Genomic DNA, 26,208 nt, shown 5'->3' with positions numbered 1-26,208 from the left:
GTACGGAGAGGTACCCCCCACCCGATGAGAATCTCGCGCCTGACCCCCTGGGCGGCCGGACTCGCCGCCGTCTCCCTGTTCGCCGTGCCGGCGGCCGCGTCCGCCGCCCGGCAGGACACGGCGGCGCCCCGGACCCCCGCAGCCGCCCCGGCCGCGGCCGCCTCGTACGACGCGTACTACGCGCCCGCCGAGGGCAAGACCGGGGCCGCGCTGAAGACGGCCCTGCACGACATCATCAAGTCGCAGTCCAAGGTGTCCTACGACGGCGTCTGGAACGCCCTGAAGGTGACCGACCAGGACCCCGCGAACCCGAACAACGTCATCCTCGTCTACTCCGGCCGCTCGCAGTCCAAGGCGACGAACGGCGGCGGGGCCAACGACTGGAACCGCGAGCACGTCTGGGCCAAGAGCCACGGCGACTTCGGTACCGCCACCGGCCCGGGCACCGACCTGCACCACCTGCGGCCCGAGGACGTCACCGTCAACAGCACCCGCGGCAACAAGGACTTCGACCTGGGCGGCAGCCCCGTCTCCGAGGCACCGGGCAGCCGGACCGACGCCGACTCCTTCGAGCCGCGGGACGCGGTCAAGGGCGACGTCGCGCGCATGCTGCTCTACATGGCCGTCCGCTACGACGGCGGCGACGGCTTCGCGGACCTGGAGATGAACGACAGGGTCAACAACGGCTCGGCCCCGCTGTTCGGCAGGATCAGCCTGCTGAAGCAGTGGAACCGGATGGACCCGCCGGACGCCTTCGAGCAGCGCCGCAACCAGGTCATATTCGACACGTACCAGCACAACCGCAACCCGTTCATCGACCACCCGGAGTGGGTCGACGCCATCTGGTGACGCCGGACGGCGGCCGGCAGGGCCCAGGCGGCCTCCGGGGGTTGACGCGCGTCAGGCCGGGTATTTCGCAGGCCACAGGCTGCGGTCCGCGCCCGGCGGCGGCAGCCCGCGGAGGTGTCCCGTGATGGACGGAGCCGGCCTTTCCGATCGCGAGCAGCGCGTCCTCTCCGCGATCGAGGCAGAACTGAGGACCGACCGCGCCCTCGACCGCATGCTGCGGTCGGGGCGCCGGCGCCGCCGCGCCGCCTGGGCCGGGGTGTGGGGCGTGGTGACGGTGGCGCTGTTCACCGCGGCGTCGGCCACCGTCTCCGAGCCCCTGCTCTGGGGCTGCGCAGCCGCCTTGACCCTGACGGTGGCCACGGCGCTGCCGCAGGCCGTCCGGTGGGCCGCCGGCCGCGGACGGCCCGGGCGCCACCGGGAGGGCTGAGCGCAGGAGCGCGGAGGGCGGGGCGGCAGCTCGGTACCGGGAGCTCAGAGCCGTCCGGCCAGGGCCTGGAAGTCGGCCCAGGACATCTGGGGCGTCCGCGCGTCCCAGACCTTCTGCGAGAGCGCGGCCAGCGGCATCCGGATGCCGGCCGCCACCTGGTCCTGGGTCTGTGCGCCGGACAGGTCGGCCCAGACGGCGAGGCGGCCGCCGAGGATCTGGCCGTCGTAGGAGGCGGGCACGGGGGTGGTGCCGCGCAGGACCAGCGGGGTCCACTGCTCGTAGATCCGCCGGCCGGTGGGGTAGGTGAACTGGTTCGGCTCGCCGAGCACGTAGTACAGGTACTCGTCGTTGAGGTTCACGAGCCTGCGGCCCTCGCGCAGGTACTCCAGCGGCGGACGGGCGCCTATCTCCTTGCCGGTCCAGTACTCGACCTGGATGTCCTTGGCCGCGTCGGTCACCCCGCCGGCGAAGAAGCCGTCGTTCCACGCCTTGAGCGCCTTCCCCGAGGGGCGGACCACGTCGGCCCGGTCGTTCAGCCAGCCGGTGGCCAGGTCCTGCACGCGCGCGGAGGGTCCGTAGCGCTCCTGGGCGGCCCGGGCGAGCTGGGGGAAGGAGGCCTGCGGGTCGCGGACGACCAGTGCCTGGTACTCGTCGGCGCCGAGGTGCCAGGCCCCGCCGGGGAAGAGCGGCCGGTACTCGCGCAGCAGGTCGTCGATCAGCTTGGCCGAGGCCGGCTTGGATATGTCCACCGCGCCCTTGACGGCCCTGCCGTTCACGTCCCGCAGTTGCAGGTCGGGGTGGGCGCGCAGCACCGCGCCGAGGTGCCCGGGCGAGTCGATCTCCGGGACCACGGTGATGTGCAGCCGGGAGGCGAGCGCCGTGATGTCGCGTACCTGCGCCTTGGTGAGGTGCGGTGTGGAGACGATCTCGGGGTGGCTGTCGGACTGGATCCGGAAGGCCTGGTCGTCGGAGAAGTGCAGGCCGAGCTGGTTGAGCTTGAGGTCGGCCATCTCGCGCAGCCGGTTCTTGATCCAGTCGGGTGTGAAGTGCTTGCGCGCTATGTCGAGGTTGAGGCCGCGCTGGGGTTTGGCCGGGGCGTCGCGCACGGTGCCCTCGGGGGCCGAGCCGGAGGAGCGTACGGCCTGTTTGAGGGTGCGGGTGCCGTAGAAGACGCCGGCCTCGTCGGAGCCGTTGATGCGGACGCGGCCGTCCTTGACGGTGAGGGTGTACGACTCGGACGTGCCCGTGCCTTCCACCGAGAGCTCCACGTCGCCCGCGCGGGGGGCCGCAGCCTCGCCGTACTGGAGGCCCAGTTCCCCGGCAAGGAGCCGGGCCTCGTCGGAGAGGGCGGCGGTGTCGTCCTGGGCGACGACCACCCGTGCCTGGGGGGCGGGCTTCCAGCCGGGGCCGCGGGCCGGTTCGTGTTCCCGTACGGCCGGGATGGTGCGCGGGGCGGTGGACAGGGCGTAGCTGGGAGACGGGGCCGGCGGGGTGGGGGCCGCCGGCGCCGGGGCGGTGGTCGGACCGGAGGCGGCCGGGGTCGTGGGGGCGGGGGCGCGCACCTCGTCGGAGGCGGCCGTGCAGCCGGGGAGGGCAAGGGTGACCAGCGCGGCGACACCTGCCGTCGCGATGGTGTGGACCCTCCTGTGCCGCTTCGGTTTCCGCATCATGTGCCCGTGTCCCCCGTACCCAACGTGGCACGGGGGACACGGGCCCGCGACCCGGCGGGGCTCAGACCAGGGCGTCGCGGGCGGCGGTGGCGAACGCGTGGTCCTGCTCGGGGGCGCCGCCGCCGACGCCCACGGCGCCGATGAGGCGGCCGTCGCGGTGGACGGGCAGGCCGCCCGCGATGAACAGCAGGGGGCGGTCGAGGGCCGTGGGCAGCGTGTGGAAGGGGCCCTCGGGCCGGACCGCGTCGGCCAGGTCGGCGGTGGGCGCGTTCAGCTGCAGGGCCGTGTAGGCCTTGCGGGTGCTGGTCTCGCCGGAGATGAGCACGGCCCGGTCGTCACGGCGGAAGGCCAGCAGGTGGCCGCCGGCGTCGAGGACGGTGACGCTGACGGTGGCTCCGGCCGCCTCGGCGGCGGACGTGGCGACGGCGACGAGGAGCTCGGCGTCCTCGGTGGTCAGGGGAACGACTGCGGTGCGGATGGCGGTGGACATACGGGTTTCTCCTTGCGGGGGGGGGTGTACGGGGAGGAGAGGTCAGTGGTGGGCGGGTGCGGCAGCGGTCGTCGCACGGGCCTCGGCGGCGGCGACCACCCGGCCGGCGGGGGCGGCGCGTCCGGCCGTACGGCGTTCCAGGGCGCCGGAGACGAGGGCCAGCACCAGGGCCGAGGCGGCGAGCGCGGCGCCCACCCAGTTGGGGGCGGTCCAGCCGAGGCCGGCGGCGATCACGAGGCCGCCGAGCCAGGCGGCGAGGGCGTTGCCGAGGTTGAAGGCGCCGATGTTGACGGCGGAGGCCAGGGTGGGCGCCCCGGCGGCCTGGTCGAGGACGCGCTTCTGGAGCGGGGGCACGGTCGCGAAGCCGAGGGCGCCGATCAGGACGACGGTGACGGCGGCGCCGGCCTTGCTGTGGGCGGTGAGGGTGAAGACGGCGAGGGTGACCGCGAGGGCCGCCAGGGACACGTAGAGCATGGGCATCAGGGCGCGGTCGGCGTAGCGGCCGCCGATGAGGTTGCCGGCGACCATGCCGAGGCCGAAGAGGACGAGCAGCCAGGTGACGGAGGAGTCCGCGAATCCGGCGACGTCGGTCATCATCGGCGTGATGTAGGTGATCGCCGCGAAGACGCCGCCGAAGCCGAGGACGGTCATGGCCATCGCGAGCAGTACCTGGACGTTGCGGAAGGCGGCGAGTTCGCGGCGGATGCGCACGCCGCCCGCGGGCCTGGGCAGCTCGGGGACGAGGCGGGCGATGCCGAGCAGGCCGGCGACGCCGAGCGCGGCGACGATCAGGAAGGTGACGCGCCAGCCGAGGGTCTGTCCGACGAGGGTGCCGAGGGGGACGCCGACGACGTTGGCCACGGTCAGGCCGGTGAACATCATGGCGATGGCGCCGGCCTTCTTCTCGGGGGCGACGAGCTCGGCGGCGACGACCGCGCCGATGCCGAAGAAGGCGCCGTGGGCGAGCGAGGCGACGACGCGGCCCGCGAGCATGACGCCGAAGGCGGGGGCGAGCGCGGAGAGCACGTTGCCGGCGATGAAGAGGCCCATGAGCAGCATCAGCATGCGCTTGCGGGGGATGCGGGTGCCGAGCACGGTCATGAGGGGCGCGCCGAGGACGACGCCGAGGGCGTAGCCGGTGACCAGGAAGCCGGCGGTGGGGATCGAGACGCCGTAGTCGGCGGCGACCTCGGGGAGCAGGCCCATGATCACGAATTCGGTGGTGCCGATCCCGAAGGCCCCGACGGCGAGGGCGAGAAGTGCGAGAGGCATGGGGAGGGTGCCCTTCAGGGAGGTGGTGGTGCGGGGGGCTGCGGCCCGAGCTCATCGATGCTGCCGCCGCTTACGTGCGTCCACATTAATTGCAGACGCGGGATATTTGCAAGCGCGGGCTATTGCGGAGGTGGCATATCCTGGTGGTCACACGCCCGCACGGCATGCTGCGACGCTTCGATGGAGGAGCCCATGACGGCCACGGACAGCGCGCTCACCGCCCTCTCCCAGGGCTGGTGTGCCCTCTCGCTCCTGCACGGCCGGATCGAGGCCCACATCGAACGGGCCCTGCAGGCCGGGCACGGCCTCAGCGTGCGCGAGTACTCACTGCTCGACGTCCTGAGCCGGCAGCACGACGGGCCGGGCGGGCACCTGCGGATGCACCAGGTCGCCGACTCGGTGGTGCTCAGCCAGAGCGCGACGACCCGGCTGGTCAGCAGACTGGAGGACCGCGGCCTGCTCAACCGCTACATCTGCGACACCGACCGGCGCGGCATCTACACCGACGTGAGCGAGTCCGGCCTGGCCCTGCTGGCCGCCGCCCGCCCCACCAACGACGCCGCCCTGCGCGAGGCCCTCGACGAGGCCGCGGGCAATCCGGAACTGGCCCCCCTGGTCGTGGCCGTGGAGAACCTGCGCAAGTCCTGAGCCCCCGGGACCCGTCGTGCGGACCGGTCGGAGCCGGTCCGCACGACGGCGTCCGTTACCGGCCGGTGGGCGGCGGGGACGACGTGACCGCCGCGCCCGGGGTGCCGGACGAGCTGCGTGACGGCGTCGCCGATCCCGGCCGCGAGGGGGAGGCCTGCGCCGACGGGCTCGCCGACCGGTCGGGCGCCCGGAACCCGGACGGGCTCGACGACGGATCCACGCTCGGGGTCGGGCTCGGCCGCCCCGGCGAGGGCGACGGCGGTGAGCCGGTGGCCGGGCCCGGGGCCGTGACCTGCGGCGGAGTGGCGGGCAGCTGGGGACCGGGCTCCGCTTCCGCGGCGAACAGCAGGTATCCGATCCCGGCGGCCGCAGCCGCCACCAGACCCGCGAGGGGCAGCGCGAACCGCCGCAGCCTCTGCATCGGCCGCCGTCCGGCCCGTGCTCCCGGCGGGCTCGCCGGGCGCAGCCGGCGCACGTCGATGCTGTCGGCCCGCGCGTCGAGCGCCCGGCGCAGCCTGCGCTCCACGGGGCGCTCGCCCGGGTGTTCACCCAGGCGGTCACCGAGGCGTTCGCCGTCGGGCGTCATATCCGTCCCTCCAGATTCCGTTCCAGCGCGTCCAGGCCGCGGCTCGCGTTGGACTTCACCGCTCCCCTGCTGATCCCCAGGGTGGCCGCGATCTCCGCCTCGCCGAGGTCGGCCCAGTAGCGCAGTACGAGGACCTGCCGGCGGCGGGGTGTCAGCCGTGCGAGCGCGGCGAGCACCTCACGGTGCGCCTCGTCCAGGACCACGTGGTCCTCGGCGGACGGCATGTCGACAGCGGGCGGTGGGGTCCAGGCCCGCATGGTGCGTCTGCGGCGCAGGACGGAGCGCGCGGTGTTGACGACCGAGGTGCGCAGGTAGCCGAGGGCGTTGTCGACCTCGGTGATCCGCTCCCCGTGGCGCCGGTACAGGGCGGTGAAGGCGTCCTGGACCACGTCCTCGGCGGTGGCCAGGTCGTCGACGAGCAGCACCGCCAGCCGGACCATGCCCAGCCGGTGCGCGTGGTACAGCTCGGTGACGGTGGGCGGCTTCGGGTCGTCGCCGCCCGGGTGGCCGGGGGCGTGCGGGGTCCCGTACGAGGAGGCGTACGCAGGACCGTACGGCCGCGGCGCCACCCGCGGGGCGGGGGAACGCTCGCGGCGCAGCAGCGACCACAGGCCCCGCCACGCCCGGACGGGACCGGGCGTGAGGGGGCCGACGGGTGAGGCGAGGTGGAGCACGGGGTTCCTCAGCTGTTCGCGCGGCGCCGCACGGCGTAGAGGGCTCCGGCGCCGGCGAGGATCAGAGCGGTGGCCCCCGCCCCCATCGCGACGGTCGTCGCCGAGGAGCCAGTATGCGCGAGCTCGGCCGCTTCGCCCGCGGCGGGTGCCACGGCGGGCGACGAGGGCGACGCGCTGGGCGCGGTACCGCCGCCCGCGCTGCTCGGGGAGGCGCTGGGGGCGGCGCTGGGCGACGCGCTGTTCGCGTCCTTGCCGGTCGGCGGGGTGCTGACCGAGGCGGAGGGCCGGGGGCCGCCCTGGCCGGGGGAGGCGCTCGCCGGGACGCTGACCGACGGGGAGGGGGCGGCCGAGCCGCCGCCCGCGGCCTGGGCCGGGCCGGCCAGGGCGACAGCCGCCCCGGCGGCGGCAGCGGCGACGGCCGTGCGGCGGACGGCCAGGGGGACACGCTTCAACTTCTTCACGGTGGTTCTCCACGGTCTGGTCGGGGTGCGGGACTGCGCCCCTTCACCCCCGCACGACGCGCGACCCCGCGGGAGGTTGCCGCGGTTCCCGAAGAATTTTCCGCCTGCCGGATCTTTGTCCGCGGACAACCGGTGTTGTCCGCCTTCTCCGCCCGGGCCGGCCTGCGGCTCCCGTTCGCCCCCGGTCCGGACAATGGCTCCCCCGGACAGGGTGGTGACCGCCTCAGGAGGCCCAGCCTCCGCCGCCCGGCCGGCGCTCGACCGGTCCCGGGCGTTCGAAATCCACTCATCGGGAGACACGTTGACCGGCATGAACAGCATGAAGACCGGCGGTCGCCTCGTCGGCCGCGCACTGGCGACACTCGCCCTCGGACTGTCCGCGGTCGCGATCGCGGCCGCCCCGGCACCGGCCGCCCCCGCACCGGCCGCAGCCGGCGGCGACAGCAGCGCTCTGGGGTGCACGCCCTGGCGGGAGTGGCGCGGCGAGGGCGGCGGCAGCGGCGAGATCTGTGACGGCGCGCGGGCCACCGGGAACATCTACGACGCGAAGGCCGACGGCCGGTGCCCGTTCATCAAGTTCTACTACGCGAAGGGCGGCCACAAGTCCAGCCCGAGTGTCGGCCCGGCCGGCACCACCCTGCGGATCGACGTCTCGGCGGACCCCGGCAAGTACTTCAACGGGGACGCGTCGGTGGAGTGGCGCAGCTGCTGATCTCCGGCGCCGGCGGGGCAGGGGGTGTCGTGCCCCCTCCCCCGCCGGCGCGCACCGGTCAGGGCCTGCGGCGGGCGTAGCAGAACAGGTGTTCCTCGGGGCCCGCCAGGTCGTCGGCGGGCCGGAACGTCGCGGTGTGGTGGTGCAGTACCTCCAGGCCCCGGTCGGCGAGCCGGGCCAGGTGGTCCTCCGTGGAGAGGCTGCTGACCGTGACCGCGTGCCCCATCCACTCGATGTCCAGGCCCCGGATGTCCCCGGGCACCGTGGCCATCACGAAGTACCCGCCGGGTGCCGTCCACGAGGCCATCCGGTCGAGGGCCGCGGCGACCTCCGGCTGGTCCATGACCAGCAGCGGGAAGAAGGAGCACACGGCGTCGAAACCGCCGGGCGGGGGCGTGTAGGTGCGCACGTCGGCCTGTTCGAAGCGGGCGCCCGGGACCCGGGCGCGGGCCAGGGCGACCATGGCCGCCGAGACATCGATGCCGGTCACGTCGCAGCCGGCCCGGACCAGGGTCTCGGCGGTGGGCCGTCCGGTGCCGCTGCCCACGTCCAGGACGCGGGCTCCGGCGGGCAGCCGGGCGGTGAGCCAGTCGAGGGCCTCGATCTGGCCCGGCACCTTGCCGAACGCCTCCTCGTAGCGCTCCCCCAGTGCGTCGAACACCTCTGCCGCTGACTTGCGTCGGCTCATCGGGCCTCCCCCGTCGTCGTCGGAGGAACCACCGTACAAGCGCGGTCAGCCGGAGGCGGGGACGAGGACGACGGCCGTCCCGTAGGCGCACACCTCGGTCCCGACGTCGGCGGCGTCGGTGACGTCGAACCGCATCATCAGCACGGCGTTCGCGCCGCGTGCCTTCGCCTGCTCGACGAGCCGGTCCATGGCCTGGTTGCGGGTCTGGACCAGGGTCTTGGTGAGGCCCTTCAGCTCGCCGCCGATCATCGACTTGAGTCCGGCGCCGATCTGGCTTCCCAGATGGCGGGAGCGCACGGTGAGGCCGAAGACCTCGCCGATCACCCGCTCGACGCGGTAGCCGGGGACGTCGTTGGTCGTCACGACGAGGACGCCGCTCTCGTGCGCGCCCGCTCCACCGCCGTAGTCATCGATACCCATGGCACCCACTCTTGCCCCGCCCGCCCCCCACCGCATCCGGGAACCCCGCATCCGGCTCATCCGGCCGGCCTGCCGCCGCGCGGGGCGGGCTGCGCTCCGGTGGACAGATTGGTCATATCGGGCTAACCGCCGGTGGGGCACCGGGGTTGTGGGGTGCAGCCTCGTCATAGTCGTCCGTGGCAACCGCCCGTTGCCATTCCGCGCCGCGTGCCGCGGCCGGTCGGACGTCTTCACAGAGGAGTCGGCTCATGCTGATGCCCACCAGAACCATCCTCGCTCTCGCCACCGGAAGCCTGGTTCTCGGTCTGGTCGGGGTGGGCGCCGCCGTCGCGGACGAGGGCCCGCGGGAGATCATCGTCGGCGAGGTGCCCGCGTCCGCGCAGCCCGGCCAGTACCCGTACGACAAGTACGCCACCGGCAAGGTCGTCTCCAAGGGCCCGCTGAAGGTCCGCAGCAAGCCGACCACCGAGTCCCGTGCCATCGGCCACGTACAGCCGAACAGCAAGGTCGAGATCGAGTGCAAGAAGTACGGCCAGAAGGTCGACGGGAACCGTGTCTGGTACCGCCTGCACGAGGACCGCGAGGACTGGGAGAACGGTTCCGGCCGCGAGGAGCGTGAGGACCGCCAGGACCGCCAGGACCCCAACCGCGCGAAGGCATACGAGAAGGAGCGCTGGGTCTCCGCCCGCTACGTCAAGAACCTCTCCGAGGTGAAGTACTGCCGCTGACCCCCGGTCCGTCCACCGGGCGTACGGTACGCGGTCCCACGCACCGCGCACCGTGCGCCCGGACGCGTTCCCGCAGTTCGCGGTCGGCCGTGACCACGACCACGGAGCAGCCGGCCGCGGCCCGGGCCGCGGCCAGCTCCACGATCAGGTCGTCACCGCTGCCGGGCGCCGCCTCGACCCGTACGCCGGGCACGGAGGCGACACCCCGGGCGGCGCCTTCGACGACCAGGATGATCTCCTCGTCGTCCTCCCGGCCGGCCTCCTGGGATCCCTCCCGGGAGGCCAGCCGGTCGCGGAGCCGTTCGGCCGCGCCGCGCCGGTCGCGCCACCAGCCGTCCGGCACCGACCCGACGACATTCGCGGCGTCGACGATCAGGACGTTGCTCACACGGGCACTCTAGTGCTGTGACCGGAAAGGTTTGCCGGGTCGCGGTGTCCGGTGCGGTGCATCGCAAGGCGGAGGGCCACGTCTCGTACTGGACGTACTTGCGTGGTCCGACAACGCGGCGAGGTGCCGTGCCGAGCGCCGTGCCCCGGTGAACCTTTCCGGTCACAGCACTAGAAGTCGCCGTAGTTGACCTGCCAGGTGGGCAGGCCCATGCGGCGCCAGATCGCGACGACCCGGTCCCTGTCGTCGAGCGACACCCGCACCGCGTAGCGGTGGCGCACATGCGCGTCGAACAGCTCGGCCTTGACCACGTCGTCGCGGCGCGTGTCACCCGCCGCGCGCATCCACAGCTCGTCGTACGGCACCCGGTGCCGGCGCAGCCATGCCTCGGTCTGCGGCCGGTACTCCTCGCTGCGGCCCGACAGCAGCACGATCGTGTCGCCGTCCGCGCGCCGGAAGACGTCCAGGGCGTGCCGTACGGGCTCGTTGAGCAGGTCGAGCTCGCACCGCGTGAAGTCGTACGGACCCCGGTCGCCGGTCAGGGCGAGCGTGCCGTCGATGTCGCACATCACCGCCGCCGGCAGCGCCGGGTCGGGCACGTAGGCCGTGACAGGCGGTGCGGCCACCGCACCGGAGCCGTTCATCCACTCCGACGTCAGCCGCCAGCCGCCCTTGCGGACGTTGCGGTGCTTCTCGGCCAGGATCCGGATGATCTCCTCGCCGACCTGGCGGTCGCGGGCGGCGTCCCGGCGCAGGCACTCCTCCAGCGGGACGTCGGTGAAGTCGTGCACGACGAAGGTCGCGAGGCCGCCGACCGCCGCCTTGAGCCGCTTCGGGATGTTCTTGGTCAGGTGCGTGTTGTCGACGACCACGTCGAAACCGTCGTCGACGGCCGCGCGGACGGCCGCGTCCTGGACGGCCAGCACGGTCTGCTCGTGGGCGAAGCTGCGGCCCCGCTCCGGGTCCGGCAGGTCGAGCATGGCCCGCAGGTCGTCGAGGTTGACGCGCCGCATGCGGCCGCCGGCCTCGGCCTGGAGGGCGCGCGCGGCCGTCGTCTTGCCCGATGCGGGCAGACCCGTCATGACGTGGACGACGGGCAGCCGGGCCTCCCGCTCCGCGGGGCGCTCGGGCCGGTCGGCCGTCGGCGCCGGGATCCGCGGCGCCGCCTCCGGCGCGCGGGTGGGCGCCGCGGCAGGCGTCGTCCGTTCCCGCGCGGGCGCGGGCGGCGCGGTCCGGTTCTCCTCGGTCACGGTCCCGTTCTCCTCGTCGGCGATGTACGGGTCGGCGGCCTCCGGCCGCACCTGGCGCCAGGTCGTGAGCTCGGTCGACCGGCCGTCGAGCCGCATGAACATCGCGGGCCGGACGGTGCGGTCGGGCAGCTGCGCGACCGCCCGGGCGAAGGCTCCCCGGTCGTCGGTCAGGTGCGTGAGGCCCGCGTAGGCCTCGTCGATCGCGCGCTCGTGGCGGGCCGCCGCCTCCTCCAGGCCGGCGATGACCTCGCGCACCCAGTGGTCGAACTCGTCGGGCACCTGCTCCAGCAGGGCGTCCAGCGGCTTTCCGCCGGACGCCTCGATGTCGGCGACGGTGCAGTTCAGGCCCTGCGCGAGCTGCTTGGCGGGCAGGCCGGCGAAGCGCTGGACGCCGTGACCGCGCCAGATGTCCCGCGCGGTCACACCGGTGAGGACCTTGTGGAGCCGTACGTATTCGGACAGCTTGGCCTTGGCGCGCACGCCCGAGGCGAAGCGCAGGACGAAGCCCTCGGCGTCCATGCCGCTCGCGGCGGAACCGCCGGGCAGGGTGTTGGACTCGGCCAGCGCGAGCAGTTCACCGAGGGGCATGGCGGGCCACACCGTGACGACGGAACCGATGCCCTCCCAGTGGGGCGCGGCCTCGGCGAGCGGGACCTCGGTGCCGTCCGGGCCGAAGGCCGCGAGGAGCACGAGGTCGCGCCGGTCGCCGTAGTCGACGACGATGCGGTTCTGCGGGTACAGGATCTCCGCGAGGTAGGTGGTGCCCGGGTGCAGGGCCGAGGTGTCCGCGCCGTCGAGCCGGCGCTGTGCCCAGAGGGCCTGGGCGCTGATGAACGAGCCCTTGGAGGCGACCCGCCAGCGGCCCGCGTAGTGGAAGACGATCGCGAGGCTGCCGTCGACCTTGTCGTAGACCTCGAACGGCTCGTCGGGGAGGGCCGGGGCGTACGGCTGTCCCGACTCGTGCTCGCCGACGTTGAAGAACTTCGGCAGCGGCAGGGCGACGATCGCGCCGGTCTCGTCGTCGGCGACGAGTCCGCGGCAGCGCGTGGTGACCTGGTTCCAGACGCGCTCGTACTGGGCCGTCCGAGTGTAGGTGTAGATGGACAGCGGCAGCTCTGGGTGCGACTTGCGGGTCACGTACCCGGCGTCGATCGAGTCCGCCAGCGCCTGTGCGGGCAGCAGGTCATGCAGAGTCAGGGTCTCCTGGCTCATGGGGTCCTCCCGGTTTGAGATGGCTCATTCTCGCCTGCGGGAGGGCGTGCTCGGTAGTCAATTCCTCCTGGTCGGGGCACCTCCCAGGCGGTTGATGTCCGCGGGCCGCAGGATGTGGCCGGGGACCTCGGTGCCGGGAGTGGCGACGGCGATCATGGCGCGGCCGAAGGCCTCGGAGGTGATGACGAGGTCCGGGGCGAACCGCCGCAGCAGCGGAACCAGCGGTGCGGTGACGGCGTAGAGGACGCGGTAGAGCCGGGTCCTGGAGGGGACGCCGCGCACCGGCTGGACGATGCCGGGACGGAACATGTAGGCGCGGAAGGGGAGTTCCAGCAGGTCGTTCTCGGTCCGCCCCTTGACGCGGGCCCACATGGAGCGGCCCCGTCCGGTGCTGTCCGTGCCCTCCCCGGAGACGTACACGAAGGTCATGCCGGGGTTTGCGGCGGCGAGCGGCCGGGCCACCGCGAGGGTCAGGTCGTGGGTGACGCGCCGGTAGTCCTCCTCCGTCATGCCGACGGAGGAGACGCCCAGGCAGAAGAAGCAGGCGTCGTACGCGGCCGGGTCGACCCCGGCGGCGGCCAGGTCGGAGGGGTCGTCCTGCACCCGCTCGCGCAGTTTGGGGTGGGTGACGCCGAGCGGTGACCGGCCGATGGCCAGGACGCCGGTGACCGAGTCGTCGCGCAGGCACTCACGCAGGACGGCCCGGCCGAGCATCCCGGTCGCGCCGAAGAGGATGACGTTCACCCGTGGAAGCGTAGAGCGTGCCGGGGGCCAGCGCGCGGGGGCGGCGGGCTCGATAAGGCCGGCGCGCGGGGGCGGCGGGCTCGATAAGGCCGGCGCGCGGGGGCGGCGGGCTCGATAAGGCCGGCGCGCGGGGGCGGCGGGCTCGATAAGGCCGGCGCGCGGGGGCGGCGGGCTCGGTGGGGCCCGCCGGGGCTCGGCGGCGCTCAGTGGGAGACGCAGAGCTCGTTTCCCTGGGGGTCGGCGAGGGTGGTCCACGTGCTGGGTCCCTGGCGGCCCTCGTGGAGGTGTTTCGCGCCCTTGGCGACGAGGCGTTCGACCAGTTCCTTCGGGTCGTCGTCACCGGTGCGTACGTCGAGGTGCACCCGGTTCTTGACGGTCTTGGCCTCGGGAACGAGCTGGAAGAGGATGCGGGGAGCGCCTTCCAGGCCGTCGGGGTGGCGGATCGCCGCGCCCGCCTTCCAGACGAGGGTGCCGCGGTGGGTGGTGGTGTCGTCGTCGGTCGCGTGCCCGGCGGCGATCAGGCCGCGGATGAACTGCTCGTCGCTGGGTTCCACTTCCCAGCCGAGGGCGTCGGCCCACCAGTCGGCGAGCGGGTGCGGGTCGGGCGAGTCGATGGTCACCTGGAACGTGTACGCCATGCCGGGACCCTACTGACCGGGCCCCGGCCCCGCCACAGGAAGGGCGCCGTCACCGCGGCGGGCTCTCCCGGCGGGCCGGGGGCCGGGCGGCCACGAGGGAGGTGGCCAGTACGGCGACGGTGAACAGCCAGGCGGCCACGGCGATCCAGAGCAGGATCTCCCCCAGCGGCACCAGCCAGGCGATGCCGGCCGGGCCCGCGACGGAGAGGCAGGCGGTGGCCGTCATGCCGAGGGGGAAGACGGTGGCCCAGCGCCGGATGTCGTAACGCGGCCGGGGGTGGCGCAGTTCGGCGGTGAGGAGGACGGCGTACCAGGCGAGGGACAGGGCGAGTGTGACGAGTGTGACGGTACGCAGGGCCATGTGCGCCGAACCCGGCCATACGGGTGACGCCGTGAGCTTGGAGCCGGCCAGGGCGGAGATGGAGAGGGCCCCGCCGGCCACCCAGTGGTCGCCCGCACCGCCGACCACCTCGCGCAGGTCGAACCTGAAGAACGCGGCGACGTACAGCAGCAGGCCGAGGCAGAAGGCGGCCAGCGCCGCCCGGTCCAGCCAGGCCGGCCCGCCGGCGGCGGCGAGGACCGCCGCGAGGACGGCGAGCCCCTGTGTGGCCACGCAGCCGAGGAAGGCGCCTCCGGGCATACGCCTGCGCCAGTGCGCGAGGACGTTGAACAGCAGGCCCGGCCAGAGCAGCGCCGCCAGCGCGAGCAGGGCGGCGGCCGTGGTCTGCAGGCCGAGCAGGGAGAGGCGGGTGCCGATGACGGTGGTGGCGGCGACGGCCGTCAGGGCGGCCGGGGTGTCGGCCTCGGCATGGAACCGCCCGCGGTCGCCCACCAGCCGGGCCGTGAAGTCGAAGGCGAGGACGAGCCACAGGGCGACGGCGATGACCAGGGCGATCAGCGACGACGTCTCATGTCCCGTCATGTGCAGCGCGACGGAGATGATGCCCGTGGCCATGACGGGGGCTCCCGCCGCCGGCGGGAGCCCGGCCCACCAGCCGGCGCCGGGGAGGATGCTCACCTCTCCAGCGGACCCCACGGGCCGGCGGACCGCCAGCGGGCCGGTCCGACCGGGCAGCACCTCCGTCTTCGCGGGCGGTTGGCCGGAACTCGCGCTTGTCACGCCTGTTAGGTCTACCTAACCTTTGGCTCGCTCGGACTCGATCACGTTCACTCGCCTTCGCTCATGTCCGGCACCACTTCGGGACCCGTCCCCCACCGAAGGAGCCTCCCCCCATGAACGCACGCCTCGACCACGCCCAGCCCTACGCCGTCGGCCTGTTCCGCATCGTCACGGGGCTGCTCTTCGCCTCGCACGGGGCGGCGTCCCTCTTCGGCGTCCTCGGTGGCGCCCCCGGCGGCGGCACCGTCGCGGCCGGCACCTGGCCCGGCTGGTACGCGGCCGCCATCCAGCTGGTGGCCGGCGGCCTGGTCCTCCTGGGTCTGGGCACCCGGGCGGCCGCCTTCCTCGCCTCCGGTTCCATGGCGTACGCGTACTTCACGGTGCATCAGCCCGATGCGCTCTGGCCGCTGCAGAACGGCGGCGAGGCCTCGGCGATGTTCTGCTGGGCCTTCCTGCTGCTGGTGTTCACCGGGCCCGGCGCGCTGGCGCTGGACTCACTGTTCGCCTCGCGTACTTCGGCCTCCCCCGGGCGCCGGGACGACACCCGCCCGGAGACCGTGGCCGCCTGAGGAAGCGATCCTTCGCCGGGTGGGCGGTCACAGCACTAGCCTGGGCCGATGGACGACATCGACGGGGTGGAGATCGTCGGCTTCCCGGACGCCGCGGCGTTCGAGAGCTGGCTCGCGGAGCACCACACACGCCAGGAGGGGGTGTGGATCAGGCTCGCGAAGAAGAGGTCCGGCATCCCGTCGGTCACCGCTGACGAGCTCGTCGACATCGGGCTCTGCTACGGCTGGATCTCCGGGCAGCGGCGCTCCCTCGACGAGCTGCACTACCTGCAGAAGTACGTGCCCCGGCGGTCCCGGAGCCTGTGGTCGCAGGTGAACGTGGACAAGGTCGCGGAGCTGACCGCCGCCGGCCGGATGCGCGAGCCCGGGCTCGCGGAGGTCCGCCGGGCGCAGGCCGACGGCCGCTGGGTCGGCGCCTACGCCTCGCAGCGGACCGCGGGGGTGCCGGAGGACCTCGCGGCGGCGCTCGCGGCGCGCCCCGAGGCCGGCGCGGCCTTCGAGGCGCTGGACCGGACCGGCCGCTACCTGGTGGCCCTGCCGCTGCTCCAGGCGCTCACGCCCGAGACCAGGCGGGCCCGGCTGGAGCGGGCCGTACGACTGCTGGCGGGCGACTCCCCGCAATGATCCGGGCGCGGAACCGCCGATCCGCGCTGACCGGTCCGACCCGGGAGAAGGCATCGGGCCCGGCCTCCCCCCGCGGGGGGAGGCCGGGCCCGAGGGGAATCCGGACCGCGGCGGGTCAGGACTCCTGGTTGCGCGCCTTCTCGGCCCGCTCCGCGTTCCGCTCCTTGATCCGCACCGCTTCCTTGCGGACGTCGGCCTGGGTGGCCCGCTCCCGCTGGAGCCACTCGGGGGACTCCTGCTTCAGCGCTTCGATCTGTTCGGTGGTGAGGGGCTCCGTGACCCCGCCGCGCGCGAGGCCGGCGATGGAGACGCCCAGCTTGGCGGCGACCACCGGGCGGGGGTGGGGACCGTTGCGGCGCAGCTCCTGGAGCCACTGGGGCGGGTCGGCCTGGAGCGCACTCAATTCACTGCGCGAGACGACACCCTCCTGGAACTCTGCGGGGGTGGCCTCGAGGTACACGCCCAGCTTCTTCGCCGCGGTCGCGGGCTTCATCGTCTGGGTGTTCTGGTGCGACGTCATGAGGTCAAGGGTATCGAGCGTGTGCACGGGTTCCGACCACGCCCGGTAACCTTGCGGGGTGACAGGCTCGGAAGTACCCCAAGCGTTCCGGCTCGCTTATGTCCCCGGCGTGACCCCAGCCAAGTGGGTGCGGATCTGGAACGAGCGGCTGCCCGACGTCCCGCTGACCCTCGCGCAGGTCTCGTCCGCCGAGGTGTTCGGCGTCCTGCGCGCCGGTGACGCCGACGCGGGATTCGTCCGGCTCCCGGTCGACCGTACCGACCTCAGCGCGATCCCCCTCTACACCGAGACCACGGTCGTCGTCGTCCCCAAGGACCACGTCGTGGCGGCCGCGGAGGAGATCACCACCGAGGACCTCGCCGACGAGGTCGTGTGGCAGCCCCTCGACGACACCCTCGGCTGGGAGAAGCTGCCGGGACAGCCCGCGATCGAGCGGCCCGCCACGACGGCGGACGCGATCGAGCTGGTGGCGGCGGGCGTGGGCGTACTCGTCGTGCCCCAGTCCCTGGCCCGTCTGCACCACCGCAGGGACCTCACCTACCGGACGGTCACGGACGCGCCCACGTCGCGGGTCGCGCTGTCGTGGCCGCAGGCGGAGCCGACGCCCGATCTGGTGGAGGAGTTCATCGGGATCGTCCGCGGCCGGACGGTGAACAGCACGCGGGGCCGGCAGCCCACCCCCGCGCAGCCGAAGGCGAAGCGGGGGCGCCCCGAGGCGGGCGCCGGCAAGGGCGGAGCCGCCGGTGCGCGTCGCGGGGCCGGGACCGGTGGCGGGGCCGGTGGCGGGGCCGGAAAGTCCGCCTCCGGGAAGTCCGGGGGGAAGAACCAGCGCGGCGGCTCCGGCGGAGCCAAGGGCGCCGGCGGCGCCAGGAGCGGCAAGCCCCGCCGACGCCCGTAGCCCCGCGAAGCGGAGCTACCCGGCCGGCGGGCCCGGACGCCACGAGGGCGGAGGCGGGGGCGACTCGTCGGCACGTGGTGCCGGGCTGAACCGTCACGGGACCGGACGGTCCGCCGACGGCCTGGCCTCGGGGATCCCGGTCGTCTCCCGGTGTATGCAGGAGGGATGGATCTCCGGCCGCCCCTCACGCGTCCCCACCGGTCCCGGCAGGCGAGCCACGCGCAGCTGGTTGCCCCGTTCGTGCTCATCGCCGTCGTGACGGTGGTCGACGTCCTGGCCCCGCCCGAGGTGCACCTGGGGCCGTTCCTGGCCGCCGCACCGGCCATGACAGCCTCGTTCGCGGGACCCCGGATGACGGCCTTCGTAGGTCTGGTGGCCGTACTGGCCCAGGTGGTGGTCTCCGTGACGCGCACCAGCCTGACCGACCTGAACCACACCTTCCAGATCATCGCGCTCATCATGATCTCGGTCTTCGTGACCTTCTTCGCCCACCTGCGGGAAGTGCACGAGAAGGAAATGGTGCAGCTGCGCACAGTGGCGGAGACCGCCCAGCAGGTGGTCCTGCGGCCGCTGCGCGACCGGATCGGCCCGCTGGGCGTCGCCTCGGTGTACCTGGCCGCGGCGGCGGAGGCCCAGATCGGCGGCGACCTGTACGCGGCCGCCCGTACGGGCACGGGGACGCGGCTGATCATCGGCGACGTCCGCGGGAAGGGCCTGGAGGCGGTCGGGGACGCCGCGCTGGTCCTCGGCGCCTTCCGGGCCTCCGCCCACCAGGAGACCGAGCTGACCGGCCTGGTGGACTATCTGGAAGCGGCGGTCTCCGCGGACCTGGACGGCGGGGACCAGGGCGAGAGCTTCGTGACCGCGGCCGTGCTGGAGATCCCCGACGACGAGCCGGTGCTGCGCCTGGTCAGCTGCGGGCATCCGCCGCCGCTGGTGCTGCGCGGCGCCGGCGGGGCCGTGGTCCTCGACGTGGCCCGGCCCGCGCCGCCGCTGGGCCTGGCCGGGCTGGTGACGTCGACGGTCACCGCCCAGACCTTCCCCTTCGGGCCGGGAGACGTCCTGCTCCTGTACACGGACGGCGTTCTGGAGGCGCGCGACCGGGCGGGCACCTTCTACCCCCTCGCGGAACGGGTCGCCGCGTGGGGCGGCATGCCCCCGCAGGCGCTGCTGGACCACCTGTGCGGGGACCTGCTCGCGCATGCGGCCGGGAACACCCTGGACGACGACGCCGCGATGGTCGCGGTCAGGCGGCCCGCGCCGCGCTGATCCGCTCCCGGCCGTGGCCGGCCGTGCGGGGTTTGCCAGAATCGGATCATGCTGACCCTCGGGACGATCGTCATGGGCGCCGCGGACGTGCGGCGGGCCGCGGAATTCTGGTCCGGGGCGCTGGGCTACGTACCCCGCGACGGCGAGGTGGACGAGGGCTGGACGGTCCTGGTCCCGGCCGACGGCGGCGGGCCCGGGCTGGCACTCGGGCGCAGCACCACGCCGGTTCAGGAGCGCCCCCGAGTCCACCTCGACCTGTACGCGGCGGACGCGGCCGAGCAGGCGGCGGAGGTGGCGCGACTGGTGGCGCTGGGGGCCCGGCGCGTGGACTGGGACTCCTACCCGGAGGACCCGGACTTCGTGGTCCTGGCGGACCCGGAGGGCAACCGCTTCTGCGTGATCGACGCCACCCACGGCTGACACCCCTGGCCCCGCCCCTGCGACCCAGCACCCCCAGCACCCCTTCCCCAGGCTCCTGTTGCCCCTCGGCAGGCCCGACAGGGCCTACCGGGGTTCCAGGGCGGCCTGGCGGCAGGCGCCGGCGGCGGCGCCGCCGGGGACTCCGGCTTCGGTGAGGCCGTCCACGCAGCCCTGGAAGTCCCCGACCACACCGCGACCGCAGGCCGCCGTGACGGCGTCGGTGGTTTCCGTTCCGGCCTGGGCGGCCATCTGCGTGCAGGCGGGGATGTCCGCCGTGGTGGCCGGGGCCGCGGCGACGATGCCGCCGAGCGTCAGGATCAGGCCGGTGAGCACCCCGGCGGTTCGGATGGGCCTTTGCATGGAACACACCTCGCCCGCGGTCGGTTTCCCCCCTCCACCGTACGACCGGCACCACCGGCCCACACCGCGAGCGGCGGGCCGCCGCTACCTGATCCCCCGCTTTCCCCTTCCTTAAGCGGAACCTAAGACTCACCAGGGGTGCACCGAAACGAACGAATGTCCGTTTCGGGGCGGCTAGCGTGCTGCCGCAACCCCAACTCCCCAGTAACACAGAGGCAGGCACGCACATGGGCAGCACAGTCGGTCACCGGCGCAGGACGAGTCGTACGGCGAGGGTCACGGGCGCGATCGTGGCGGCGGCGGTGATCGGCGGTGCGGCCTTCGCCCTCACCGGGACCGCCCACGCCGGTTCCGTCGGGGCCGTCTATACGAAGTCCAGCTCCTGGAGCGGTGGTTACACCGGGCAGTACGTCATCACCAACAGCTCAGGCCAGGCCCAGTCCGGCTGGACCCTGGAGTTCGACCTGCCGGCCGACACGAAGATCGACTCGCTCTGGAACGGCACCCACACCGTCGCGGACCGGCGCGTCACCGTGAAACCCGCAAGCTGGAACGGGCAGTTGGCGGCCGGTGCCTCCGTCACCGTCGGCTTCGTCGCGAGCGGCTCCGGCGCTCCGGGCGACCCCACGGGCTGCCGGATCAACGGGGTGAAGTGCTCCGTCGACCAGGGCGCGACGGCCCAGCCGAGCGGGCGCCCCACCGCCCGTCCCACCGCCACCGCCGCCCCGACCACGGCTCCGACCGCGGCACCCACCTCCGCCGCGCCGACCCGGACCGCGTCCCCCTCCCCCACGGCGACCGCCCCCGCCCCGGTCGGTGGTGGCGCGCGCTTCGCCCCGTACGTGGACACCTCCCTGTACCCCGCGTACGACCTGCTCGACACCGCGGCACAGACCGGGGTGAAGGAGTTCCATCTCGCCTTCATCACCTCCGGCGGCGGCTGCGCACCGTTGTGGGGCGGCGTCACCGATCTGGCGAGCGACAGGGTCGCCTCCCAGATCGGTGCGCTGCGCGCCAAGGGCGGTGACGTCCGGGTGTCCTTCGGCGGTGCCGCCGGGCACGAACTGGCCCTGAACTGCGCCACCGTGGACGAACTGGCCGCCGCCTACGGCAAGGTCGTCGACCACTACAAGCTCACCAAGGTGGACTTCGACATCGAGGGCGCGGCGCTGCCGGACACCGCCGCCAACGCACGCCGTTCGCAGGCCATCGCCAAGCTGCAGAAGTCCCACCCGGGTCTGGACGTGGCCTTCACGCTGCCCGTGATGCCCGAGGGCCTCACCCAGCCGGGCGTGGCGCTGCTGGCCGACGCCAAGAAGAACGGCGTGCGCGTCGACGCCGTCAACATCATGGCGATGGACTACGGCCCGGCGTACAGCGGGGACATGGGGCAGTACGCGATCCAGGCCGCGACGGCCACCCAGGCCCAGATCAAGGGGGTGCTCGGGCTCTCCGACGCGGCGGCGTGGAAAGCTGTGGCCGTCACACCGATGATCGGCGTCAACGACGTGACCAGCGAGATCTTCACCGTGGCGGACGCGACGCAGCTGGTGGAGTTCGCGGCGTCGAAGGGCATCGGCAGGCTGGCCATGTGGTCCTCGACGCGCGACAAGCAGTGCGCGGCCGGAGCGGTCAACCACGCGGACGCCACCTGCAGTTCGATCCTCCAGCAGCCGCTCGCCTTCACCAGGGCGTTCGCCGCCCTCAAGTAGCGCACGCCCTGGCCGGCTTCGGCCGGATCAGGCCAGGATGCCCGCGCGGGTGGCGATGTCCAGTGCCACGTCGATGCGCGGTGCGGGGCGGCCCCCGGCGGTGCCGGGGGCGTTCAGCAGGGCCGTCACGGCGTCGGCGTCGGCCCTGCCCTCCCGTACGAGCGCCGCGAACCGGTCGACGAGTTCGGCGAGGGCCCGCTCCTGCACGTGGGGGACGTCGAAGGAGGAGGCCGTGAGCCCGAGGAACTCCTCGTGCGAGCCGGCCCATGGTGCGGCTCCCTCCAGCCCGTCCTCGCGCACCTCCTCCGGGTAGGGGATGCGGTGCCAGGCGTCGTCCTCCCACCAGTAGACGAAGCCGAAGAGATTGCCGTCGGCGTCGTCCCGCAGGAGTTCCCAGGGCAGCCAGTCGGGCCCGCCCGCCAGGAAGTCGATCTGCTCGCCGCCGATATGGGTGTGGCTGCCGTCGGGGTCCTGGCCGCAGAACACCGCACGGCCCCCGTCGAACACGCTCAGGCGCCACCAGCCACCGGCGCCGGTGCTGTGGCACCACAGGCCGTCCTCGTCGAGGGCGAACTCGGTGCCGGTGGAGCAGGCGGCGTCGACCATGGCCATGATGGCGGCTCTGGCCCACAACCGCTCGGGGTGGTCGAGGTCTTCGGGCCGGCTCGGGGTGTGCATCGTGTGATCTCCTTCCGGGTGCCCGGCAAGCCTCGCACGCGGGGAGAGGCGCGGCGGGACGGGGGTCCGCGGCGGGCCGCTCGGCCGACGCGCCCCGCCGAGTCCGATCACGCGGGGAGGGTGGCGACGGGTGAACTGGCCGCGGTCGCGGCCCGCTACGAGCTGCGCGACCAGCAGGTACGCACCCTGTCCTGCCCCGGGCCGGCCGTACGGCCGGGGCCCGTCCCGGCCGGGGGTCCGGCCGGGACGGGCGCTGCACTACGACCTTCAGGTGTTGATGCAGGTGTTGCCGGCGGCCGGGTTGAGCGCGCCGATCAGGTTGATGCTGTTTCCGCACACGTTGATCGGAATGTGGATCGGGATCTGGACGACGTTGCCCGAGAGGACGCCCGGCGAGCCGACCGCGTAGCCCTCCGCGACGGAGTCCGCCGAGGCCGAGGACGCACCGCCGATGACCGCCAGGCCCATCACCAGGGCGAGGCCCGCACTCTTCCAAACACGCGACACGTGGAATCTCCTTGTCGTGCAGGACGGTGCCGGAGCACCGCACGGCCCCGAGGGGGGCCGCCCCTCCTTCTTCGGCAGCCGACCACCGCCGACCGAAGTCCGGACGGCCCCGTTCCCTCGAAGAGGTGTCCCCCGCACCCTCCGTTTGGAGGTATCCGAGCCCGCCGCCCCTCCCGGACCGACCGACCGGGAAGTCGACGTGGTGACGATCGGTGCGGGGCCGGCGAATCCGGCACGCTCAGTGGCCGTCGAGGCGACCTCGCCACTCTCCGCAACCCCACCGGCAAGGGGCCCCGATGGAGCGGAAGTTGGTGATCACGCCCGGCCGGCCCGCCAACGGCGACCGGTACCCGAGCCACCTGGCGGACCCGCCCCTCGACGCGGAACCGCATCGTGACGGCCCTGCGGAGACTGGGAGTTGCTCCGGAGGATCTGCGCACCCGCTCCGTCGAGCGGATCGAACAGGCCCTGCCCGGCGCCTGCATCCAGCGGCGAACCCCGCCTGCGGAAGGTGCTGTTGCCGTACACACAGCGCACGGGCGAGTCCCGCACGGACGCGTACATACTGCGGTGACCGGATCGCCTCCGGCCGGTCCTGCTCTCCGACACCGGAATCGCCTTCGCCGCGGTGGCGGGGTCCGGCGGCCGGCGGTCGGCGGGGGCCCGGGGTGATACGCAGGCCGCCGCGCTCCCGGACGCGCCGGTCGGTGACTCATTGTCACCAGTGCTGTAGTTTCGGTCACACAGCGCTGTCATGTCGCGCCGTGCGCCTTCCCCTCCGTACCGATCACGAGGAGATGCCGGTGATCGAACGACTCTGGCTCCAGCCACCCCTCGCCTTCGCCCGTCTGGGCCCCTCCCCCGTACCCTGCGACAACTACCGCTACGGACCGAGCGACCTCACACCGCGCGGCACGGGCCGGACCACCGTCCTGCCGGACCTGACGCTGGACCTCGACGAGGACGGCAACCTCAGCGAGCGCCCGTCGGAGCGGGTGCAGTTCAAGGACGACGTCGGCTGGCGGCCGGTGTGCCCCTACTTCGAGGTGCACGGCGCATGGACCATCGACGGGGAGTCCGGCACGGGCCCGGTGACCGAGGAGGTGCTGACGCGCTCCGGGCTGCGTCCGCAGGACGTCCGGTGGGAGGTCTCCGTCGCGAACCTCAAGGCGCACCACATCACCCGGCAGGACGGCGACCGGGTCGAGGCCCTGGTCTCAGTGAGCGGCGACGACCACCGGCGGCACGTCCTCGAAGGGCGGTCGCCGCAGGACGCCGAGCGGCCCCTCGTCCCGGCCGGGGAGGTCCTGCCGCTCGGCTCCGTACAGCTCCCCGCGCCCAATGCCGAGCTGCCCGAGCTGCGGCTGCGGTTCACCCCGGCAGTGGGCGCCGTCTACGGCCCCCGGGGTCTCGACCCCGCCAGTGGCTACGAGCCTCCGGCGGAGCGGCTGATCCTCAACCCCGACGCCGCCTGGTGCGGCTTCCGGGTCGGCAGCGCCGACTTCCGGACGACCCCCGGGCTGCTCTTCGCCGGGGCCGAGAACGGATGGCGCAGCGTCGGCCTCGTGGACGACGTCTGCGACGGCACCGTGACCGTGTCGCTCCCGGCCGCCGGGCTGACGGCCACTGCACGGATCGTGGCCGCCCCGCCCCGTTTCTCCCCGGACCGCCGGCCCTTCGTGTCCCTGGCCGACGGGCTGGCCGACCGCGTCCAGCGTGCGGACGTGCACCGGCCCGACTACATGGAGGACGAGAAGCAGACCGCCCAGGAGGTGCGCGACCTGTTCGAGCGGGTCCTGGAAACGATGGGCGCGGTCAACGTGGACGTCCAGAACGAGCGGTCGGCCGCGGAGAACGCGAGCCTGGCCGGCTATCTGGACCTGGCGCCGGCCGACGCCCGCGCCATGACCTTCGAACCCCCCGAGCCGCTGCTGGGTCTGCTGCTCGGGCTGACCGAGCGGGGCCGGCGCCGCCATCGCCGGTTCGTGGCACTGGAGGTGCTGGAGGACATGATCCGGGAACAGCCCGATCTGATCCGCAGACAGGTCCGCGCCCCCGCCCGGTCGGGCGGCGAGGGCGGCATGACCCTGGACTCCCCGCGGTTCTACAACCGGCAGATGCCCAGCAACATGCGCGGCTCCGACGCCTATCCGATGCACCTGACACGCCGGCAGTACGACCTTCTGGTGCGCTGGGCGGAGAAGCTGCGCGAGGACACGGAGCCGCAGTCGTGACCGTACTGCTCCAGATCGGCCGGCAGCCCCCGGATCCCCCACCGCAGGGCCTCCCCGCACCAGCCCCCGCGCCGCCATCCGGGCCGCCCCCGGCCTCCGCGGAGGCCAAGGTCTTCCGCAGCGCCCACGGCGCCCACCTGTTCGTGGCGGACGGAAGCCGCGTGTACGACCTGCCCGAGCCGCTCGCGGACCGGCTGGAACGGTGGACGGCCGCACCGGACGCCGCGCTGCCGGACCTCGCCCGGGACCTGGGCCTTCCCTTGTGGTCGCGGCCCCGGATCGACGGCACACCCGCCGAGCCTCCCCCGCTGGCCTCGCTCTCCCTCAACGTGATGCAGGCGTGCAACCTGAGCTGCGGGCACTGCTACGCCGACGAAGGGCGCTTCGGCGGATCCGCCCGCTCCATGCCGCGGCACACCGCGTACGCGGCGGTCGACCGGCTGCTGGCGCAGGCGGCTCCCGGGGCGGACGTGGTGGTCGGTTTCATGGGCGGCGAGCCGCTCCTCGCCCGCGACCTGGTGCACGACGTGGTCCGGTACGCGACGCGGGCCGCCGCCGAGGCGGGAAATCCGGTGCGGTTCTCCCTCACCACCAATCTCACCACCGTGCGGCCGCAGGACGCCCGGCTGTTCGCCGCGCACCCGTTCACCGTGACCGTCAGCCTCGACGGCGACCGGGCCGGGCACGACGCGCTGCGCCGCGCACCGGGCGGCGCCAGCGCGTACGACCAACTGCGCGCCGGCCTGGGCGTACTGGCCCGGCACGGCCGCCCGCGCCACCTGTCCGCCCGAGTCAGCGTCACCCCGCGGACCGGACGGCTGGTCGATGTGCTGGAGCACGGCATCGGTCTCGGCTTCGACGAGGTCGGCTTCGCCGCCGTGGTCAGCGCCCCCGACCCGGCGTACGAGATCACCGCGCGGGCCTTCGACGGCTTCCTGGACCAGATGGTGGAGTGCGGGGAGCGCGCGCTGCGCGAGCTGTCGGCCGGCCGGGACTACCCCTTCGGGAACTTCCTGACCGCCATGCGGGAACTGCACCGGGGCACCCACCGGCCGTACCCGTGCGGCGCCGGCGCCGGCTATCTCAGCGCCTCGGCCGAGGGCGGCCTGTACGCCTGCCACCGGCTCGTCGACGATCCGGCCTTCGCGATGGGCTCGGTCGCCGAAGGACCGGACGGGGAGGCCCGGCGGCGCCATCTGGCGACCGGGCACGTCGACCGGGCGGAGCCGTGCCGCTCCTGCTGGGCCCGGTACCTGTGCGGGGGCGGCTGCTACCACGAGGTGAGCCGGCGCGGCCGCCCCGGCTGCGACTACATCCGCGGCTGGCTGGCCTTCTGCCTGCGGGCCTACGTCGAACTGTCACAGGCCGCGCCCGAGTTCTTCCGGCTGCCCCCCGAGCCCGTCGCCACCACCGCCGGGGCCACCGGCCTCGTCTGAAGGA

Annotated in this window: 30 protein-coding genes; 13 read left to right on the top strand and 17 right to left on the bottom strand. The window is 73.7% G+C overall.

Going from position 1 to position 26,208, the window contains the following annotated elements:
- The first annotated feature begins 24 nt into the window (after positions 1-24).
- Together AAT21_RS06865 and AAT21_RS06860 are read left to right on the top strand one after the other, a co-directional pair.
- Positions 25-849 (top strand): endonuclease I family protein, encoded by an 825-nt coding sequence (locus AAT21_RS06865; protein ID WP_079025487.1) that lies wholly within the window; start codon positions 25-27, stop codon positions 847-849.
- A gap of 124 nt (positions 850-973) precedes the next feature.
- Entirely contained in the window at positions 974-1,276 is a 303-nt protein-coding gene (locus tag AAT21_RS06860) for a DUF3040 domain-containing protein (RefSeq protein WP_046775861.1), read from the top strand.
- Positions 1,277-1,320: 44 nt separating this feature from the next.
- Here AAT21_RS06860 and AAT21_RS06855 read toward each other — a convergent pair whose 3' ends face one another.
- From AAT21_RS06855 to AAT21_RS06845, 3 genes are all read right to left on the bottom strand, one after another.
- The gene (locus tag AAT21_RS06855) at positions 1,321-2,946 is read right to left on the bottom strand and encodes a beta-N-acetylhexosaminidase (RefSeq protein ID WP_412180301.1); all 1,626 of its coding nucleotides are present in this window, start codon (positions 2,944-2,946) and stop codon (positions 1,321-1,323) included.
- A 61-nt stretch (positions 2,947-3,007) separates the two neighbouring features.
- Positions 3,008-3,436, bottom strand: coding sequence for a GlcG/HbpS family heme-binding protein (locus AAT21_RS06850; protein ID WP_046775860.1), 429 nt, complete (start codon positions 3,434-3,436; stop codon positions 3,008-3,010).
- A 42-nt stretch (positions 3,437-3,478) separates the two neighbouring features.
- Positions 3,479-4,708: an MFS transporter gene (locus AAT21_RS06845; protein ID WP_046775859.1), complete on the bottom strand. Its 1,230-nt coding sequence runs from the start codon at positions 4,706-4,708 to the stop codon at positions 3,479-3,481.
- Positions 4,709-4,900: 192 nt separating this feature from the next.
- Between AAT21_RS06845 and AAT21_RS06840 the strand changes: the two genes are divergently transcribed.
- Positions 4,901-5,356, top strand: a complete 456-nt coding sequence (locus AAT21_RS06840; RefSeq protein ID WP_046775858.1) for a MarR family winged helix-turn-helix transcriptional regulator — start codon at positions 4,901-4,903, stop codon at positions 5,354-5,356.
- Between the two features lie 55 nt (positions 5,357-5,411).
- On the opposite strand, the gene AAT21_RS06835 is transcribed toward AAT21_RS06840, so the two are convergent.
- The 3 genes from AAT21_RS06835 to AAT21_RS06825 are packed head-to-tail and all read right to left on the bottom strand — an operon-like array spanning position 5,412 to position 7,077.
- Complete coding sequence (locus AAT21_RS06835; protein WP_052757679.1) at positions 5,412-5,942, bottom strand: hypothetical protein; 531 nt, start codon at positions 5,940-5,942, stop codon at positions 5,412-5,414.
- Positions 5,939-6,616, bottom strand: coding sequence for an RNA polymerase sigma factor (locus tag AAT21_RS06830; RefSeq protein ID WP_046775857.1), 678 nt, complete (start codon positions 6,614-6,616; stop codon positions 5,939-5,941). Before AAT21_RS06830 ends, AAT21_RS06835 begins: the two co-directional genes overlap by 4 nt.
- Positions 6,617-6,624: 8 nt before the next feature.
- A complete protein-coding gene (locus AAT21_RS06825) occupies positions 6,625-7,077 on the bottom strand; it encodes an LPXTG cell wall anchor domain-containing protein (protein ID WP_052757678.1) in 453 nt (150 codons plus the stop codon).
- Between the two features lie 310 nt (positions 7,078-7,387).
- On the opposite strand from AAT21_RS06825, the gene AAT21_RS06820 reads away from it, so the two are divergent.
- Positions 7,388-7,789 (top strand): hypothetical protein, encoded by a 402-nt coding sequence (locus tag AAT21_RS06820; protein ID WP_157879641.1) that lies wholly within the window; start codon positions 7,388-7,390, stop codon positions 7,787-7,789.
- 58 nt (positions 7,790-7,847) lie between these two features.
- Here AAT21_RS06820 and AAT21_RS06815 read toward each other — a convergent pair whose 3' ends face one another.
- Entirely contained in the window at positions 7,848-8,477 is a 630-nt protein-coding gene (locus tag AAT21_RS06815) for a class I SAM-dependent methyltransferase (protein ID WP_046775855.1), read from the bottom strand.
- 45 nt (positions 8,478-8,522) lie between these two features.
- A complete protein-coding gene (locus AAT21_RS06810; RefSeq protein ID WP_046775854.1) occupies positions 8,523-8,897 on the bottom strand; it encodes a YbjQ family protein in 375 nt (124 codons plus the stop codon).
- A 254-nt stretch (positions 8,898-9,151) separates the two neighbouring features.
- Here AAT21_RS06810 and AAT21_RS06805 point away from each other — a divergent pair, with 254 nt between their 5' ends.
- On the top strand, positions 9,152-9,625 hold the full coding sequence (locus AAT21_RS06805) for an SH3 domain-containing protein (protein ID WP_157879640.1): 474 nt from the start codon (positions 9,152-9,154) through the stop codon (positions 9,623-9,625).
- Here the strand turns inward: AAT21_RS06805 and AAT21_RS06800 are convergent.
- From AAT21_RS06800 to AAT21_RS06775, 5 genes are all read right to left on the bottom strand, one after another.
- Positions 9,591-10,013, bottom strand: coding sequence for an NYN domain-containing protein (locus AAT21_RS06800; RefSeq protein WP_046775853.1), 423 nt, complete (start codon positions 10,011-10,013; stop codon positions 9,591-9,593). The two genes, AAT21_RS06805 and AAT21_RS06800, sit on opposite strands and share 35 nt — an antisense overlap.
- A 170-nt stretch (positions 10,014-10,183) precedes the next feature.
- Positions 10,184-12,475, bottom strand: coding sequence for a phosphatase domain-containing protein (locus AAT21_RS38680; protein ID WP_235438710.1), 2,292 nt, complete (start codon positions 12,473-12,475; stop codon positions 10,184-10,186).
- A gap of 57 nt (positions 12,476-12,532) precedes the next feature.
- Entirely contained in the window at positions 12,533-13,219 is a 687-nt protein-coding gene (locus AAT21_RS06785; protein WP_046775852.1) for a Rossmann-fold NAD(P)-binding domain-containing protein, read from the bottom strand.
- Between the two features lie 203 nt (positions 13,220-13,422).
- Positions 13,423-13,857 carry a VOC family protein gene (locus tag AAT21_RS06780; protein WP_046775851.1) on the bottom strand — a complete coding sequence of 145 codons (435 nt, stop codon included), beginning with the start codon at positions 13,855-13,857 and terminating at the stop codon, positions 13,423-13,425.
- 49 nt (positions 13,858-13,906) lie between these two features.
- The gene (locus AAT21_RS06775; protein WP_046775850.1) at positions 13,907-14,875 is read right to left on the bottom strand and encodes a tellurite resistance/C4-dicarboxylate transporter family protein; all 969 of its coding nucleotides are present in this window, start codon (positions 14,873-14,875) and stop codon (positions 13,907-13,909) included.
- A gap of 215 nt (positions 14,876-15,090) precedes the next feature.
- Here AAT21_RS06775 and AAT21_RS06770 point away from each other — a divergent pair, with 215 nt between their 5' ends.
- Both AAT21_RS06770 and AAT21_RS06765 read left to right on the top strand, forming a co-directional pair.
- Positions 15,091-15,546 carry a DoxX family protein gene (locus AAT21_RS06770; RefSeq protein WP_046775849.1) on the top strand — a complete coding sequence of 152 codons (456 nt, stop codon included), beginning with the start codon at positions 15,091-15,093 and terminating at the stop codon, positions 15,544-15,546.
- Between the two features lie 48 nt (positions 15,547-15,594).
- The gene (locus AAT21_RS06765; RefSeq protein WP_046775848.1) at positions 15,595-16,170 is read left to right on the top strand and encodes a YdeI/OmpD-associated family protein; all 576 of its coding nucleotides are present in this window, start codon (positions 15,595-15,597) and stop codon (positions 16,168-16,170) included.
- A gap of 115 nt (positions 16,171-16,285) precedes the next feature.
- Here the strand turns inward: AAT21_RS06765 and AAT21_RS06760 are convergent, their stop codons facing one another.
- The gene (locus tag AAT21_RS06760) at positions 16,286-16,690 is read right to left on the bottom strand and encodes a DUF5997 family protein (protein ID WP_046775847.1); all 405 of its coding nucleotides are present in this window, start codon (positions 16,688-16,690) and stop codon (positions 16,286-16,288) included.
- 58 nt (positions 16,691-16,748) lie between these two features.
- Between AAT21_RS06760 and AAT21_RS06755 the strand changes: the two genes are divergently transcribed.
- The 3 genes from AAT21_RS06755 (at position 16,749) to AAT21_RS06745 (ending at position 19,277) form a co-directional block, all read left to right on the top strand.
- Positions 16,749-17,588, top strand: a complete 840-nt coding sequence (locus AAT21_RS06755) for a LysR family transcriptional regulator substrate-binding protein (protein WP_046775846.1) — start codon at positions 16,749-16,751, stop codon at positions 17,586-17,588.
- 165 nt (positions 17,589-17,753) lie between these two features.
- Positions 17,754-18,857 (top strand): PP2C family protein-serine/threonine phosphatase, encoded by a 1,104-nt coding sequence (locus tag AAT21_RS06750; protein ID WP_046775845.1) that lies wholly within the window; start codon positions 17,754-17,756, stop codon positions 18,855-18,857.
- A 48-nt stretch (positions 18,858-18,905) separates the two neighbouring features.
- Positions 18,906-19,277, top strand: coding sequence for a VOC family protein (locus AAT21_RS06745; protein ID WP_046775844.1), 372 nt, complete (start codon positions 18,906-18,908; stop codon positions 19,275-19,277).
- A gap of 84 nt (positions 19,278-19,361) precedes the next feature.
- Here the strand turns inward: AAT21_RS06745 and AAT21_RS06740 are convergent, their stop codons facing one another.
- Complete coding sequence (locus AAT21_RS06740) at positions 19,362-19,637, bottom strand: hypothetical protein (protein WP_046775843.1); 276 nt, start codon at positions 19,635-19,637, stop codon at positions 19,362-19,364.
- Positions 19,638-19,864: 227 nt separating this feature from the next.
- Between AAT21_RS06740 and AAT21_RS06735 the strand changes: the two genes are divergently transcribed.
- Positions 19,865-21,349, top strand: coding sequence for a glycoside hydrolase family 18 protein (locus AAT21_RS06735; protein ID WP_046775842.1), 1,485 nt, complete (start codon positions 19,865-19,867; stop codon positions 21,347-21,349).
- Between the two features lie 27 nt (positions 21,350-21,376).
- Here the strand turns inward: AAT21_RS06735 and AAT21_RS34350 are convergent, their stop codons facing one another.
- Together AAT21_RS34350 and AAT21_RS06725 are read right to left on the bottom strand one after the other, a co-directional pair.
- Positions 21,377-22,027, bottom strand: a complete 651-nt coding sequence (locus AAT21_RS34350) for a hypothetical protein (RefSeq protein ID WP_052757676.1) — start codon at positions 22,025-22,027, stop codon at positions 21,377-21,379.
- Positions 22,028-22,294: 267 nt separating this feature from the next.
- Complete coding sequence (locus AAT21_RS06725; RefSeq protein ID WP_030843411.1) at positions 22,295-22,534, bottom strand: chaplin; 240 nt, start codon at positions 22,532-22,534, stop codon at positions 22,295-22,297.
- Positions 22,535-23,337: 803 nt separating this feature from the next.
- Here AAT21_RS06725 and AAT21_RS06720 point away from each other — a divergent pair.
- Positions 23,338-24,768, top strand: a complete 1,431-nt coding sequence (locus AAT21_RS06720) for a hypothetical protein (RefSeq protein WP_167350561.1) — start codon at positions 23,338-23,340, stop codon at positions 24,766-24,768.
- Entirely contained in the window at positions 24,765-26,204 is a 1,440-nt protein-coding gene (locus AAT21_RS37935; protein ID WP_052757675.1) for a radical SAM/SPASM domain-containing protein, read from the top strand. The genes AAT21_RS06720 and AAT21_RS37935 overlap by 4 nt, the downstream gene beginning before the upstream one ends.
- Positions 26,205-26,208: the final 4 nt, after the last annotated feature.

Origin of the sequence: Streptomyces yangpuensis, assembly GCF_001005295.1 — a bacterium.
GTDB classification, from domain to species: Bacteria; Actinomycetota; Actinomycetes; order Streptomycetales; family Streptomycetaceae; genus Streptomyces; species Streptomyces yangpuensis.
Note: the sequence above shows the minus strand (reverse complement) of the source record. Positions and strands in the feature narration are given on the sequence as shown.